The sequence below is a fragment of the Streptomyces sp. CGMCC 4.7035 genome, from assembly GCF_031583065.1.
In the GTDB taxonomy this organism is placed as follows: domain Bacteria; phylum Actinomycetota; class Actinomycetes; order Streptomycetales; family Streptomycetaceae; genus Streptomyces; species Streptomyces yaanensis.
This window is the reverse complement of record NZ_CP134053.1, coordinates 7471849-7485606: the sequence shown is the minus strand read 5'-3', so window position 1 is coordinate 7485606 and position 13758 is coordinate 7471849. Positions and strand designations below refer to the sequence as shown.

Genomic DNA, 13758 nt, shown 5'->3' with positions numbered 1-13758 from the left:
GCTAGTGCAGCTCACGAACACGCATTGAGACAACGACTGCGCGGCTCGCTCCATCCGCCACCTGCACCGCAAGAGGACGTGCCACTGGGCGGCCGATAGCTTCAAGGGGTCGGCATCCCGCCCAGGAGCACGGCCACCACTATGTACACCGGGATAGCCAAGGCCACGGCCAACCCGGCAAGGCAGCCCCATATGGTCAGTCGCATGCTGGTTCTCGCGTAGTCATCGCTCTTCGGCACGTCCATATCCAACAGTGAGAGTCACCGACCCTCTACCCAGGGGATGTGGACTCCGCGTGGACTCCGCGTGGACTCCAGTGGCACGCGTGTGGCACGACCCCGGATACGACGAAGGGCCAGCCTGGGAGGAAAACCCCCCTGAGCTGGCTCTTCTGTCTGTGCCCCCGGCAGGATTCGAACCTGCGACACCCGCTTTAGGAGTTTCCCCTGGAAAGGGCTGTGACCTGCGGAAACAGCAGCCAAATGGCGTCTGACCTGGGGAAACACCCCTCTGTAGTTCTCACGTGTTCCCGGGGTTTCCCGGTCTCATGTGTGCCGAATCCGTTCTGGCCAGCTGGCTGCCCGGGACAGGGCGAATCTTGAAAATCGGCCCCGTGGCACGAGGAGTAGCGTGTAAAAGGCGAGGCGAGTCCCGTGATCGCACCGATTCCCGAAGACGGGTGATCCTCATGACCGGCTCCGATGCACGGCCTGTTTCCCGGCATCTGCCCAGCGGTGTTCACGAGGCCGTGCAGCCGGGATGTGCGCTGCTCAGGCTGGAGACCACGGAGTCGCGCGAAGGCGTCCTCGACGGTGCGTGGTGGCCGCGGTCGCGCGACATCGCCGCCGAGCTGCCCGCGCTGCTGAGCGCCCTCACCGGCCATCTCGGCCCCCTCACGCGCGTCGGGCTGGACACCACGGCCTGGGAAGGGCTCCCGACGCGGATCATCCTCGACGACCGGGTGGTGCACATCGACTCCTTTCCGCTGGGCGACGACACCGTGCTGATCACCCGAGGTGACCAGGACATCTTCTCGCTGCTGGTGGTTCCGCCGGACACAGCACCCGAGGCCGCCCGCGCCGCGATGGCTCAGGCCGTCCGGGCCGACAACGTCACCCAGGCGAATCAGATACTCATCAACACAGGAAGCGCGCAGGTGCCGCCAGAGTGAGGTCAGCCGCGCCACTCCACCAGGAGCAGCGTCGCGTCATCCGTGGTGTGTCCGCCCCGCGCCCGCTTGAGCGTGTGGGACAGGGACCGCGCCACCGCCCGGATTCCGCGGCCGGTTCTCTCCAACTGGTTCACCCAGTCGATCATCAGGTCCTCCCCGAACTCGTCCTCCCCGGTCTTGTGCTCCTCGATCAGTCCGTCCGTGAAGCAGAGGAGGCGGTCCCCCGGCTCCAGCTTCATCTCGCTCGTCTGCGGTTGCGGACCCCCGAAGCCGACAGGGAGGGTCGTCGGACCGGTCAGCCGGAGTGTGACGCGGTGATCACGGACGAGCATCGGTGACGGGTGCCCGGCGTTGACCCACTGAAGATGCCCCGTCGTGGTGTCCAGCTGCAGCATTTGCGCGGTGACGAAGTGCTCGGGGCCGAACTGGTCCGCCACAGCGCGGTCCATGAAGGCGTAGATCTCCGGCAGCCCGGTGCCGGCGCGGCGGGCGTGGCGGTAGGAGCCGATGGCCACGGTCGCCATCGTGGCCGCGTCCAGTCCGTGCCCCATCGCGTCGATCATGGCCACGTGGAGGACGTCTCCGTTGAGGGCGTAGTCGAAGCTGTCACCCGCCACGTCATAGGCGGGTTCCAGGATCCCGGCCACGGCGACCCGAGGCATGATCATTGCCAGCGGTGGCAGCAGGGCCCACTGGATCTCGGCGGCGACGCTCATCGGTTCCCTGCGTCGGACACCGAAGAAGAGGTCGGAGTAGCCGTGCTTGGTCACGAGCAGGTCGGCCACCAGGCCGGCGATCCTGCGCAGTATGCGGCGGTCGTGGTCATCGACGCTGTCCAACGTCACTGCCATGACCCCGACCTGGTCGCCGCCGTCCAGCAGTGGCAGGTGAACCCGCACGCCGTCGTCCTCGGACAGTTCGACGGGGTGAGCGTCGAGAAAACAGCGGCCTGCCTCGGAGTCGTCGATCACCTGCGGTTCGCCGTCCGTGAGGCCGTCGCCGGGCAGGGGTACGAGCAGCAGTTGGCCGTAGTCCTGCAGCAGCACCTGCGGCCGGCGGCCCCCGAGCCGTTCCACCACGTCGGCGACCAATGGCCCGATGAGATGGGGCGGCAATTCATGCGCGCGATCGAGGACCTCTCCCAGCAGAGCTTCCCCGAAGCTCTCGAAGCGGTCCGCTCGCTGTCCGGCCGTCATCCCCTCACCCGCCATGATCCGAGTCGATCGGAGCGGCGGGCTGGGACGGCGCAGGGTCTGCCAGTGTCATCGCTCCCTCGTCGAGGGGTTGTAGACGCCCCGGGACTGGCCCCGTCACCCGGGCCCGTCCGGATCGGGCCTCTCACCTGAGTCCGGACCCTCCTTCCGACTCCCATGTGTCTTGTCCGTCGAGGCCGCTCTCGACGAGTGCCAGCAGGCGCGGAACCGACAGTGGGTTTTCGGGGTCGGCGGCAGCGGTCAGCAGCCGGGTGGCCGCTCCGGCTGGCTCATCCGGGGGGATCACCAGCAGTTCCCAGCGTCCCACGGTGCCGCAGTCCATGGTGATGGCGTGCGCCTCGGCGGCGAGATCGGTCAGGACCACCTCGATCACATGGCCGGGCGCCATCACCTCGTGCGGGGCATCGGGCCAGGCGGCGGTCCCCACGGTCACGCGGGTGACGGTGCCGATGCTCGGATCCAAGGAGCCGACCAGCGCGGGCAGCTCCAGTTCCAGTGCGTCGCAGCGCGGCCACCATTCGCCGTCCAGCGGGCCATGGCTGACATCCGGCGTGAGGCGCAGCCGGGGCAAGGGCATCCGGTAGGTGTGTCCGTCACCTGGCGCCGTACCTTCGGCGGGCTTTGTGATGGCGTTCATCGTGCGATCCCATTCCGGGCGGTTTCCGGCTGCCCGTGTCTGTTACTCGCCGGGAACGGCGCCGCCGTGATCGTGCGCCCGAAAGTTCTCGGTACCTGTCAGGCTACGCCCGGCCGTGGCAAGCGGTGTGGCGCGTGGAGAGGCAGACAGCCGTCGCGTCGAGGCACGTCCGTACGGCGGACGACGCGTGGCGTGACGGCCCTGGCCGGGTACGACCGCGGGCTCATCGTTCCTCTGCCACATCATCGGCGTGCCGAGGGCTGCCCTTCGGCAGACAGGGTCAACACGCAGGGGGCGACGGGGCCGGGCAGCCCGACGACCTCACCCATGTTCTGCCAGCCCCAGGACGAGAAGGCGGCTTGTCCTGCCTGGTCGGCAGGATGCAGCACGGTGACCCCGAGGGAGGAGTGCAGGTCTGTGAGCAGACGCTGTTGCAGGCGGCGGGCGATATCGCGGTGCTGAGCGTGCGGATGGGCCACGACCTGGGTGAGGACGACGAACCGTGCGCGGGAGGTGAGCCGCTGGATGATTTCCTGGAGCGTTCCGTCGAACCCCCCGCGACCGGAGTCGTCAGAGCCCACCGGAAAACCGAAGGCGCAACCGACTAGCACCGTCGTCTCGGCGACCAGCAGGGCGAAGCCGGGGCGGTGGGCAGTGACCGCCAAGCGGTGCAGGAAGTCTCCGCGGTCGTGGTACGCCTCGCCGGCGGTGCCCGCGACGGACTCCGCAGCCAGGTCAGCGATGTCCTCGCGCATGTCTTCTGCCTGCCAGCGGGTCAGCCGGCGAAGGCGGATCCCGTCCCTGAGGACCGGCTGATCCACCCGACGAGCAGGGTCCTCGGGCGCCCGCGTCGCGGTACTCATGAGGTCGCCGGATGCGGCGGGCGGCACGGGACTCACGGGGGCCGTAAGGAGCAGCGAATTCGATCCGGTGGCATCGAGGAGCCGGGCGATCTGCGCGCACGGATGGTGCAGCCGCAGGCGAGCGTGGACCCGGCTGGCGCGCCGTGATGCCGACAGGAGGACGTCCAAGCCCCTGGCGTCGCAGGAGCCGACCGTGGTCAGGTCGACGTCGATCTCGGTGACGCCGTCCAGCAGACACTGCTCCACTGCGGCCCGCAGCAGCGGCGTCGTGGCCGGCCCGATGTCGCCGGCAAGCGTGACGAGCGTCCGCTCTCCTCGGTTCCGCCGATGGATGTCCAGCCGGGAAAAGGTCATCACGCCTCCCTTCGGCGGGGTTGCGGACCTGCACGGGTGCTCAGCGCGGCCCCTGCCATGATGAGCTTGCGCGGAGTTGCTTCGACCGCGGCGCACATGATGCCGACCCGTCTCCGCGCCGACCACTGGGGCGGCCCGGGCTTCGTCTCTCGCCGAGGACGACCCGGCGGTGGCGGCCGGAGTACGTGGTGCCCTCGGTACTTCAACCGTACGTCGGCCGCAACCGGAAGCGGCTGCTTCGACGGGCGCGCGGCACGGTAGGGCCGCATTACCTCACGGGCCGTCCCCTGGTCCGGGCTCTGCGGCGAGTACGAGCGCATGGGCTCGCGCCAGGCCCGGCTTGCGAAGGCCACCTCCAGCGTTGTCCTCCACCCCTATGACGTGGTGAACCGAACGCCCTCCCGTCAGGCGGCCTGACGCGCGGGCGGACTTGCCCCGACGACAGGGCGTCTGAAGGATCAGGTCTTGAGGCGGCTGACTGTGACGCGCTGGCCCTTCAGCAGGGGCAGGTTGCGCACGTGGAAGGCGTGGGCGCCCGTGACGTTGCTTATCTCGTCCAGGATATGCGGCATGGCCGCGAGGTAGGCGGCCGTGGAGTTCACGATGTACAGCAGGCCGTCCGCGTCCCCACGGTGCCTCCTGGTCCTTGAGGAGTTCGTCCAGCAGGTCCCGGGTGCGCATGACCAGCCGGCCTTGAAGGCGGCCAGGTCGTCACGGAAGTTGGCCATCGAGGCACCGTAGGGCGCGACGACGCCGCCGGACTGGTCCGGCACGGACTGGCAGCCGTGCCCACGGCACCCGCTCCCCGCCTGGAGTACCCCGCACCGCGGAGGCGGTGGTCGTTCTCGAAGAGGGCGCAGCGTGATGAGCGCTCTATCCGCGCCGGGGGCCGATGTCACGCCGACGGCCGTGGTGGTCACACCGCCGCGGTGATCCCGAGTTCGGCGAGCAGGTCACGTACCTGCTGTTCGATGGCGTCCCGGATCGGTCGTACGGCGTCGACACCCTGCCCGGCGGGATCGTCCAGCTGCCAGTCCAGGTACTGCTTGCCGGGGAAGACGGGGCAGGCGTCCCCGCAGCCCATCGTGATCACCACGTCCGAGGACTGCACCGCCTCGGTGGTGAGGACTTTGGGTGTCTCGGCGGAGATGTCGATGCCGACCTCCGCCATTGCCTGGACGACGGCAGGGTTGACCGCGTCGGCAGGGGCGGAGCCGGCCGAGCGGACCTCGACCTGGTCACCCCCCAGGCGGGTCAGGAAGGCAGCACCCATCTGCGAGCGGCCGGCGTTGTGGACGCAGACGAACAGGACCGAGGGGCGCGGGGCGGGGGTGCTCATGGCAGGCGTCTTTCGGGAGAGCGGAGTGGGTCAGGAGGAGGCGAGCTCGGGTTCGCCGTGTGGGACGACGACCTCGTCAGCGGCGGGGACGGGACGGCCATACACCGCGATCACGGCGCCCAGCCCGAGCGCAGCTCCTGCTAGTTGGGCCGCGATGAAGGGGGCGACGGAGGCGGGGGCGATTCCGGCGAAGGTGTCGGTGAAGGCCCGGCCGATGGTGACTGCCGGGTTCGCGAAGGAGGTGGAGGAGGTGAACCAGTAGGCGGCACCGATGTACGAGGCAACGGCAACCGGTGCGAGGGGGGCATTGCCGATGCGTTCGAGTCCGAAGATGAGCAGGATCAGCCCGGCCGTGGCGACCACCTCGCCGAGCCACAGGTGAGAGGCGGACCGGTCGTGCGTGGACCACTGGACCAGCGGCTTGGCGAACATTGCGTCGGCCAGGATCGCCCCGCCGATGGCCCCGGCGATCTGTGCGGGCACGTACGCGGCCACGTCCCGCAGGGTGAGGCCGTCGGCCTTGTGGCGGCCGGTGAACCAGGCGGCCAGGGTGACGGCCGGGTTGAAGTGCGCGCCGGAGACCGGCCCGAGCAGAGCGATCAGCACGCCCAGGCCGAAGACGGTGGCGACGGAGTTGGCGAGCAGCTGCACGCCCACGTCGCGCGACAGCTCGGTCGCCTGGATGCCGGAGCCGACCACCACGACCACCAGCAGCCCGGTCCCCACGGCTTCAGCGGCGAGCCGTCGACCCAGGGCCGCGGTCACGCTGTGGCTCCGGCGGTCTGCGGCGCGGTGAGGAATGCGGCGAGCCGGTCCAGGACGCCGGGCTGCACCCAGTAGTACACCCAGGTCCCGCGCCGCTCGCAGTCGATGAGTCCGGCCTGCCGGAGCAGCTTGAGGTGGTGGGAGATCGTCGGCTGGGACAGCTCGAAGGCCGGCGTCAGCTCGCACACGCAGACCTCGCCGCCTTCACCGCGCGACGCGATCATCGACATCAGCCGCAGGCGGACCGGGTCGCCCAGGGCCTTGAACACCTTCGCCAGCTCGGCCGCCTGGGCCTCATCCAGCGGCGTGGTGGACAGACCCGCGCAACACGCGGCGTCCTGCCCGATCACCTCAAGCTCTTGTTTCGACATTCCTCTATGTTGACGTCTTTCGATTCAAGGCGCAAGCTTGCATCAATGAACGTCAATACAGGCCGTTCCGGGGCACCGCCATGCCCCGTCACCTGGGAGTGAGACATGAGCGAGCAGTCCACCGACCTGCGCGAAACCGTCCGCCAGCGCTACGCCGCCGCAGCCGTGAAGGTCGCCGAAGGCGGCGCCGCTTGTTGCGGACCGCAGCCGGTCGAGGTCGACGAGAACTTCGGCTCGACCCTGTACGCCGCCGACGAGCGCGACGCACTGCCTGCCGAGACCGTGGCCGCCTCCCTCGGTTGCGGCAACCCGACCGCCGTCGCAGAACTGCGTGAGGGTGAACGCGTCCTCGACCTCGGCTCCGGCGGCGGCATCGACGTGCTGCTCTCCGCCCGCCGTGTCGGCCCCACCGGCAAGGCCTACGGGCTGGACATGACTGACGAGATGCTGGCCTTGGCCCTGGCCAACGCCGAGAAGGCGGGCGCGACGAACGTCGAGTTCCTCAAGGGCACCATCGAGTCCGTCCCGCTGCCCACGAACACCATCGACGTGGTGATCTCGAACTGCGTGATCAACCTTTCCGTCGACAAGCCCGCCGTCTTCTCCGAGACCTTCCGCGTTCTCAAGTCCGGCGGCCGAATCGGCGTCTCCGACGTCGTCGCCGACGACACCCTCACACCGGAGCAGCGAGCCGAGCGCGGCGACTACGTCGGCTGCATCGCCGGCGCACTCTCCTTCGCCGAGTACCGCGCAGGGCTGGAAGCCGCGGGGTTCTCGGACATCGAGATCACCCCGACCCATTCGGTCGCGGACGGAATGCACTCGGCAATCGTCCGTGCCACGAAGCCGGTCACGGCCGACACTTCCTCCGAGGCTGCCGAGCCGGCCGATGCCTGCTGCGGAGTCAACGCCTGCTGCACCCCGGACGAATCCTCAGCCGACCCCACCCTGACCGTCGGCGAAGCCAAGACGGCGTCGGGATGCCGATGCCAGAACTGAGCTCATGCGCGTAAGCGCGTGGTGCCAGCTGCCGGTTCAGCGGCCATCACGCCGGGCCCGGTCCATGGCCGCGCCTGCCGCATCACCGGCGATCCGCTCGATCTCGTCGGGCACTTCCCGCTCGTCAAGGACGAAGAGCCGGTCACCGACCAGATGGGTGGTGGTCTTCCATCCGAGCTGGTGGCCGGCCTCGCGAGCGGCACGCCGGACATCCTTCAGTTTGCCCATCTCCGCGAGATCTTCGCCGCTCAGGATCAACTGCCCGTAGTAGCCCCTGTACTCGGGTTTCAGAGCCGCCCGCATCAGTGACTCAAGCCGGTCCACGAGCTTCTCGTACCGCCGCCGGGCCAGCTCATCCCTGACGGGCATCCTGCACAGCTCCCCACCATCCGCGCGCACGGCATGTGTGCCATATGTGTGCTGGAAGCGCAGGAGCCCTCCCGTCCGCTGGACGGAAGGGCTCCTGACCTGGTGTTTCTCTGTGCCCCCGGCAGGATTCGAACCTGCGACACCCGCTTTAGGAGTTTTCCCGGATCGGGGCTGTGACCTGCGAAGATGTGGGCCACAGGGTGTCCGGCCAAGGAAAACACTCCTCCATAGTTCTCGCGTGTTCATGGCGCTTCCCGTTCCCATGTGTGCTGAATGCGTGCCGGTGGATGCTGTCTGGCGAGGGCTTGGGTTGCTCAAGGGAGCCGGCGAGTGGTCGGAGTGAGGTGCGGGCGGCGTCTCGTCAGACCTTCTCGACGCGCACAGAGTGTCCCGCGAGGAGTTGATGCATGTCGTCGGTGTCGTAGGTGAAGACCGTTGCCTCGGCTCCCTGCGAGGCTTCCCGCCCGGCCACAGCCGCCAGGATGGCATCGATGGCGTACTTGTGCCCATGCAGGCCGGCTGCCTTCAGCATGTCGCGCGCCATGGCGATCACCTGGTCGTCCGTGTGCACGATGCGGATCCGGGACAGCGTCCAGTTCCACAGTGCCTGCCTTGACGTTTCGCGAGGGTCCCATGCTTCCAAGGTCGTGAGTGCCGAGGTGACGATCGGGATGTCGAGCCGCGGAGCCGTCTTGATCAGCGCGGCCATCTCCCGATCGCCCTGAACCACCTTGGAGAGGGCCTCGGAGTCGAACACGAAGACGCGTTGTCGCGGCCGGTGCGGCTTGGCTCGGGCGGTGCGGCTCACGCGGCCTCGTCCGAACTCGATGGCTGTTCGTCATGCCAGCCGTCAATGGCGGCGATGCGGTCCCGTGCTGCCTGCTGCTCGTCGTCCGTCACGGCGCCGTGCTCTTCTTCGAGGCGTTCGGCCAACTTGCGCAGTCGGTCCATGGCGTCCTGATGAGCGGCGGCGGCCGCGATGTAGCCGGACACCCCGCGCGCGTCGACGCGCTCCTTGATCGAATCCACCACTGGGGTCGTGGGCGACCGCCGACAACTGCGGCTGTTCGTAGTCGCTGATGTCAGCCTGGATGTCAGTCGGCGGGCACCCACTGTCGCACACCGTGGCCGTTCGTGCCGTACCAGTAGTGGGGCAGGCCCTTGATGCCACTGGTGCGGAACGGGCGGCCGTGGTCGTCGATGCGCACCGTGCCGGTGCGGCCCTGGGAGGACCAGGCGAGTTCCAGGTACCACTTGCAGTCGTAGGTCTCGGTCGTCGCGGTGACCAGCAACACCTCCGGGTCCTCGGCGGAGACGCGGTAGGGGAACTCCACGGCGCGCGCGTGGGCGATCGGGCGGTTGACGTCCAGGTTCACGGAGAAGTCACGGGGCGTCAGGTCGCCGCCGCAGCCTTGGCCCATGGCGTACGCGTTGCCGGTGACCGGGGTGCCGCGGCTGACGATACGGACCCGGAGGGCCTCCAGGACCACGGCCGTGGACGACTTCCCCTGCACCGAGATCTGCACCATCGTCTGCCGTCCCGGCACGGCCTCCTGCGTTGCCGCCCACACCCCGGCGTCCTGCTCCACCGGCGGCGGGGGCACCTGGGCCGGCTCCTTCTGGATGACGTAGTCGTGCCCGCAACCACCGTCCCAGATCTGCGAGTCGGCGGTCCAGGCGAGCGGCACACCGGTCGGCGCGGGGGCGTCGCTCTTCGCGTCCGCCGACGGTCCGCCCTTCGGCTTGGGGCTCCCCGAAGCCCGTACTCCCGCGGAGGGCGAGGCCGACGAACGGCTGGGGGAAGCACTGGTCGCCGCGGCCGAGGGGTGGGGCGACGTACTGGTTCCTGCCGTACGGGACTGACCGGCGACCTTGGCCGAGCTGTCGTGAGACCGGTCGGCCGACAGCGCCGACAGACTGCCCAGCGTCGCCAGCAGCACGGTCGCCGCGGCGGCGCCGACGACGGTACGGCGACGGCGGTACCAGGGCCGTCCGGTCGAGCGGGCCGCGTCCCACTGGATCGTCGGCTCGGGACCACCCGGTACGGGAGGGTCGGAAGCGGGCAGCCCGGCGTCGGATGCGCCCGCGTCGGACGTGCTCGCCTCGAGTCGCCGAGGTGCACCGCTCCTGCCGCTCCCGTCACCACCGATGCCGTCCGCGCTGCTACCCGTGCCCAGCGCCGTCCGGCTGTCCGGACCCGAAGCCCGTCGGCCCCCTGCCGGCTCCGGCACCCCCTTGGCGTTCGTCGGCTCCGCTGCCTCCTCGGCCGTTGCCGGCTCCGCCGCCCCCTCACGCGCCCTCGGCCGCTGTCGTGCCGTCACCGCGAGCAGCCACAGGCGGTGCAGTTCGTGGCGTTCCTCCGGTGTCGCCCCGCAGAAGGCGGCCAGGCGCTCCACCGGGGCGTAGTCCTGCGGGACCGCCTCGCCCGCGCAGTAGCGGTGCAGCGTGGAGGTGTTCATGTTGAGGCGCCGGGCCAGAGAGCCGTAGCTCCGGTCCGTGCGGTCCTTCAGTCGGCGCAGCAGCACCGCGAACTGCTCGACGTCGTCCCCGGTCGACACCGTTCCCCCCGTCCTCCCACGTGTCCCCGTATCCCAGGCGGTCCATATACCTGCACGTCAGATGGGCTGGGATGGTTCCACCGTCGCCGGATGGGCGTCCAGCGTTGCGCCGGGCCGCCGTGACGGCCGATGCTCCTGGTGTCGCACCGACCAGGGACGGACCGACCAGCCGACGGCGGGCGATGGACGACACCCATGTACTCATCCACGGGGGACACCCATGCCCAAGCGCACCCGCGCAAGCCCGCTCCTCGCGCTAGTCGTCACGGGCTTCGCCCTCGGCGCGACGCTCTTCCACTGACCGCATGACTGGGGCCGCCCTCCGCCACGGGGGTGGGGAGGGCGGCCCATCGGCCACCGACAGCGCCGTTCGGCGCGATTCGTCACGACTCGAAAAACAGGGAACACACATGAGCAGCAAGACCCGCACCGTCCTGACCGCCGGCGTCCTCGCCATCGCTCTCGGCCTCGGCGCCACCGCCCAGGCCTCCGCCGGCGCCCCGCGCAGCGTCAGCGGCAAGACGTCCGACAACATCACTCGCATCGCCGACTTCTACGGCACCTACATCGACGCGGTGCTCGACGAGGACAGGGGCAACCTCGGAAAGGCCCTGCGCAGCCACTACCTCACCCCCGCCTTCCAGAAGGAGCTGGCGGCCTGGGAGGACCGGGAGCACGCCGACGGCGTCCTGCGCGCCCAGAACGTCCCGCTCGCCTGGAAGGTCACCGACAACGGCACCGCCGGCAACCACACGGAGGCCGTCGTCACCTTCACCTGGGGCAGCGGCACCACCACCAAGCTGGTCGTCGACATGACCCGCGGCAGCCACAGGATCTTCCACATCGGCGAGAAGGGCGTGGGACGCAAGTAGTCACTCCGCTCGCAGCCGTAGCGTGAGGACCTGGAACGGTCGCAGCTCGAAGGCCAAGTTGCTTTCGGGCAGTGGCCGTTCCAGCAGTTCCGCCACCTCGGCCCGGCCCACCGGGAACCCGGGCGTAAGGGGGGCCCGTGCCCGACGCGGCCCTGACCACGGGCGCCGAAGGCGTCGGCCTGCTCCGCACCGAGCTGCCCTTCCTCAACCATCGCGCCTGGCCCATTCGCAAGCAGCACGCGGCCACCCTCGTCCCCGTCCGGCGCGCGCTCACCGGGCAGGTCGTCACGGCTCGCACGTTCGACTTCGCCGACGACAAACTGCCGCCGTTCCTCGCCGAGGGCCGCGAGGGCGGGCGGCTCGGGCGCGGGTTGCCCCTCATGCTCGCCCAACCGGATGCCTTCGCCGATCAGTTCCGCAGCTTGCTCAGCGCCGGGGCCGACACGACCTGCGGATCATGATTCCCATGGTCGCGAGCGTCGACGAACTACGCGCATGCCGACGCCTCCTTGAGGCCGCGGCCACCGAGGCCGGCATCCCGATGCCACCCCTGGGCATCATGGTCGAACTCCCGGAAGCGGTGGCCGCGGCCGATGACCTCGCGCGCGAAGCTGCCTTCTTCTCCATCGGCAGCAACGACCTCACCTGCCAGATCCCGGGCCTGGACCGACGTGACCCCAGTGCCACCCCCGCCATGGCGGCACACCCCGCCGTACTCGACGCCATCTCCCGCGTCGTCACCGTCGCCCACCGCCGCGATCGTTGTCTCCGTCTGCGGTGACGCCGCCGCGCACCCCCTCGTGATCCCCCTTCTCCCCGGCCTCGGCTGCGACAGCCTCTCGGTCGGCCCCGCCGCCCTCGACGAGGTCCGCGCCCGCATCCGCCGACTCCGCCACGACACCTGCGCCTCCCTGGCAGCCGCTGCCCACACCCGCGAAACCCCAGAAGAGGTCTGGCGACTCGTCGAGCAGTGCTGCACCTCGATCGTGCCGCCCTCCGTCTGAACTTCACCGCGGCGTCGCCTTGGGTGCCGCCCCGGAACGACAGCGGGTTCCGGGGCGGCGGCGGGGTCAGGAGACAGGATTCCTGAACGTCACTGCTTCCTCGTTGTTGCGTATCAGCGCCGACTTGGGAATGAGACGCATGAAGGTGTCCCGGAGGAGACACTGAATCGGTCCCTCGAGTTGTTCCACCTTGCTCAGGGAACGAGACTTGTCGACCATCGTCCGTGTCCGCTCAACTCGGTGACCCTCGTAGGCGCGTAGCGCCTGCGGGCCCATGCCGGGCGCGTCGGCGAGCGTGGACGCCAACACGACGGCATCCTCGATCGCCATGGCGGATCCCATGGCAAGGCTGGTGAGCATGGGATGGGCGGCGTCGCCAAGAAGTGTGACGCGGCCATCGCCCCAGCGCTCCAGAAAGGCGCGATCGCGCGCAGGGACGTTCAGAATGGCGTCGTCGGAGGTTTGGTCGATGATCTCCCGCACTTCGTCCGCCCAACCCGAGAAGGTGTCGGCGACCTCCTTCTTGCCGCCGGCCCAGTCGTGGGACAAGGCGGGTGGCATGTTCTTGGTGCCCCACCAGTAGACGCGTCCGTCGCCGATGTCGACGATGCCGAAGCGTTGGCCACTCCCCCAGTAGTGCCCGACGTAACCGGGCTTTATTTTCGGATGCGAGAATTCTGTGATGGCAAGCCAGCAAATATATCCGGCTTCTCTGACGTCCTGAAGGCCGGACAATTGACGCCGCACGGCAGATTTGAATCCGTCCGCGCCGATGAGGAAGTCACCGCGTGCCTCGGTTCCATCCTCAAAATGTGCGGTGACGCTGCCCTCGTCCTGGGTGTAATGCGTCATGGTGGCGTTCAGCGTCAGCGGAATTCCTGTCGCCTCGTCGAGGAGCGCCTTCTGGAGTTCCGAGCGGCTGATGGAAAAACTGGGAGCTCCGGCTCGGGCAAAGAGTTCCTTGACGGGCTGTTCTCGGATGAGTTTCCCGTGGCGGTTCATCATTCTGAATTGCTCGACGATTTGGCCGCGCTTTTCCAGACCAAGATCGATTCCTATGGAGCGGAGGGCGGTAGTAGCGTTGCTGTTGATCGACAATCCGGTCCCTGCGGTGCGCATCTGCGACGCGCGTTCGTAGATCTCGACGTCGATTCCGAAGCGACGCAATGCGATGGCGGCTGTCAAGCCGCCTATGCCAGCTCCGACGACCAAGACCTTGGGTATTTCCCTGTCGGGTGCCAT

Annotated in this window: 15 protein-coding genes and 1 pseudogene; 4 read left to right on the top strand and 12 right to left on the bottom strand. The window is 68.8% G+C overall.

The window, feature by feature from the left end; all coding sequences use genetic code 11:
- Positions 1–688 precede the first annotated feature (688 nt).
- On the top strand, positions 689–1171 hold the full coding sequence (locus tag Q2K21_RS32900; RefSeq protein WP_310778805.1) for a DUF5994 family protein: 483 nt from the start codon (positions 689–691) through the stop codon (positions 1169–1171).
- Between the two features lie 2 nt (positions 1172–1173).
- Here the strand turns inward: Q2K21_RS32900 and Q2K21_RS32895 are convergent, their stop codons facing one another.
- The 7 genes from Q2K21_RS32895 to Q2K21_RS32865 form a co-directional block, all read right to left on the bottom strand.
- Positions 1174–2367: a PP2C family protein-serine/threonine phosphatase gene (locus Q2K21_RS32895; RefSeq protein WP_310781362.1), complete on the bottom strand. Its 1194-nt coding sequence runs from the start codon at positions 2365–2367 to the stop codon at positions 1174–1176.
- 142 nt (positions 2368–2509) lie between these two features.
- The gene (locus Q2K21_RS32890; RefSeq protein WP_310778801.1) at positions 2510–3022 is read right to left on the bottom strand and encodes a DUF5994 family protein; all 513 of its coding nucleotides are present in this window, start codon (positions 3020–3022) and stop codon (positions 2510–2512) included.
- Between the two features lie 242 nt (positions 3023–3264).
- Positions 3265–4239 (bottom strand): STAS domain-containing protein, encoded by a 975-nt coding sequence (locus tag Q2K21_RS32885; protein ID WP_310778798.1) that lies wholly within the window; start codon positions 4237–4239, stop codon positions 3265–3267.
- Between the two features lie 458 nt (positions 4240–4697).
- Entirely contained in the window at positions 4698–4967 is a 270-nt protein-coding gene (locus Q2K21_RS32880) for a hypothetical protein (RefSeq protein ID WP_310781424.1), read from the bottom strand.
- Positions 4968–5155: 188 nt separating this feature from the next.
- The gene (locus Q2K21_RS32875; protein ID WP_310778795.1) at positions 5156–5578 is read right to left on the bottom strand and encodes an arsenate reductase ArsC; all 423 of its coding nucleotides are present in this window, start codon (positions 5576–5578) and stop codon (positions 5156–5158) included.
- Between the two features lie 30 nt (positions 5579–5608).
- Positions 5609–6343, bottom strand: a complete 735-nt coding sequence (locus Q2K21_RS32870) for an aquaporin (protein ID WP_310778792.1) — start codon at positions 6341–6343, stop codon at positions 5609–5611.
- The gene (locus tag Q2K21_RS32865; RefSeq protein WP_310778789.1) at positions 6340–6714 is read right to left on the bottom strand and encodes an ArsR/SmtB family transcription factor; all 375 of its coding nucleotides are present in this window, start codon (positions 6712–6714) and stop codon (positions 6340–6342) included. The genes Q2K21_RS32870 and Q2K21_RS32865 overlap by 4 nt, the downstream gene beginning before the upstream one ends.
- Positions 6715–6819: 105 nt before the next feature.
- Here Q2K21_RS32865 and arsM point away from each other — a divergent pair, with 105 nt between their 5' ends.
- Positions 6820–7713, top strand: a complete 894-nt coding sequence (gene arsM, locus Q2K21_RS32860; RefSeq protein ID WP_310778786.1) for an arsenite methyltransferase — start codon at positions 6820–6822, stop codon at positions 7711–7713.
- Positions 7714–7749: 36 nt separating this feature from the next.
- On the opposite strand, the gene Q2K21_RS32855 is transcribed toward arsM, so the two are convergent.
- The 4 genes from Q2K21_RS32855 to Q2K21_RS32840 form a co-directional block, all read right to left on the bottom strand.
- Positions 7750–8082 carry a hypothetical protein gene (locus tag Q2K21_RS32855; RefSeq protein WP_310778784.1) on the bottom strand — a complete coding sequence of 111 codons (333 nt, stop codon included), beginning with the start codon at positions 8080–8082 and terminating at the stop codon, positions 7750–7752.
- A gap of 361 nt (positions 8083–8443) precedes the next feature.
- The gene (locus tag Q2K21_RS32850) at positions 8444–8890 is read right to left on the bottom strand and encodes a hypothetical protein (RefSeq protein ID WP_310778781.1); all 447 of its coding nucleotides are present in this window, start codon (positions 8888–8890) and stop codon (positions 8444–8446) included.
- On the bottom strand, positions 8887–9111 hold the full coding sequence (locus Q2K21_RS32845; protein WP_310778778.1) for a hypothetical protein: 225 nt from the start codon (positions 9109–9111) through the stop codon (positions 8887–8889). Before Q2K21_RS32845 ends, Q2K21_RS32850 begins: the two co-directional genes overlap by 4 nt.
- Positions 9112–9176: 65 nt before the next feature.
- Positions 9177–10640, bottom strand: a complete 1464-nt coding sequence (locus Q2K21_RS32840; protein WP_310778774.1) for a helix-turn-helix domain-containing protein — start codon at positions 10638–10640, stop codon at positions 9177–9179.
- Between the two features lie 410 nt (positions 10641–11050).
- Here Q2K21_RS32840 and Q2K21_RS32835 point away from each other — a divergent pair, with 410 nt between their 5' ends.
- Positions 11051–11512, top strand: coding sequence for a hypothetical protein (locus Q2K21_RS32835; RefSeq protein WP_310778771.1), 462 nt, complete (start codon positions 11051–11053; stop codon positions 11510–11512).
- Between the two features lie 137 nt (positions 11513–11649).
- Positions 11650–12516 (top strand): annotated as a pseudogene (locus tag Q2K21_RS35960) (putative PEP-binding protein).
- 66 nt (positions 12517–12582) lie between these two features.
- On the opposite strand, the gene Q2K21_RS32815 reads toward Q2K21_RS35960, so the two are convergent.
- A complete protein-coding gene (locus Q2K21_RS32815) occupies positions 12583–13758 on the bottom strand; it encodes an FAD-dependent monooxygenase (protein WP_310778760.1) in 1176 nt (391 codons plus the stop codon).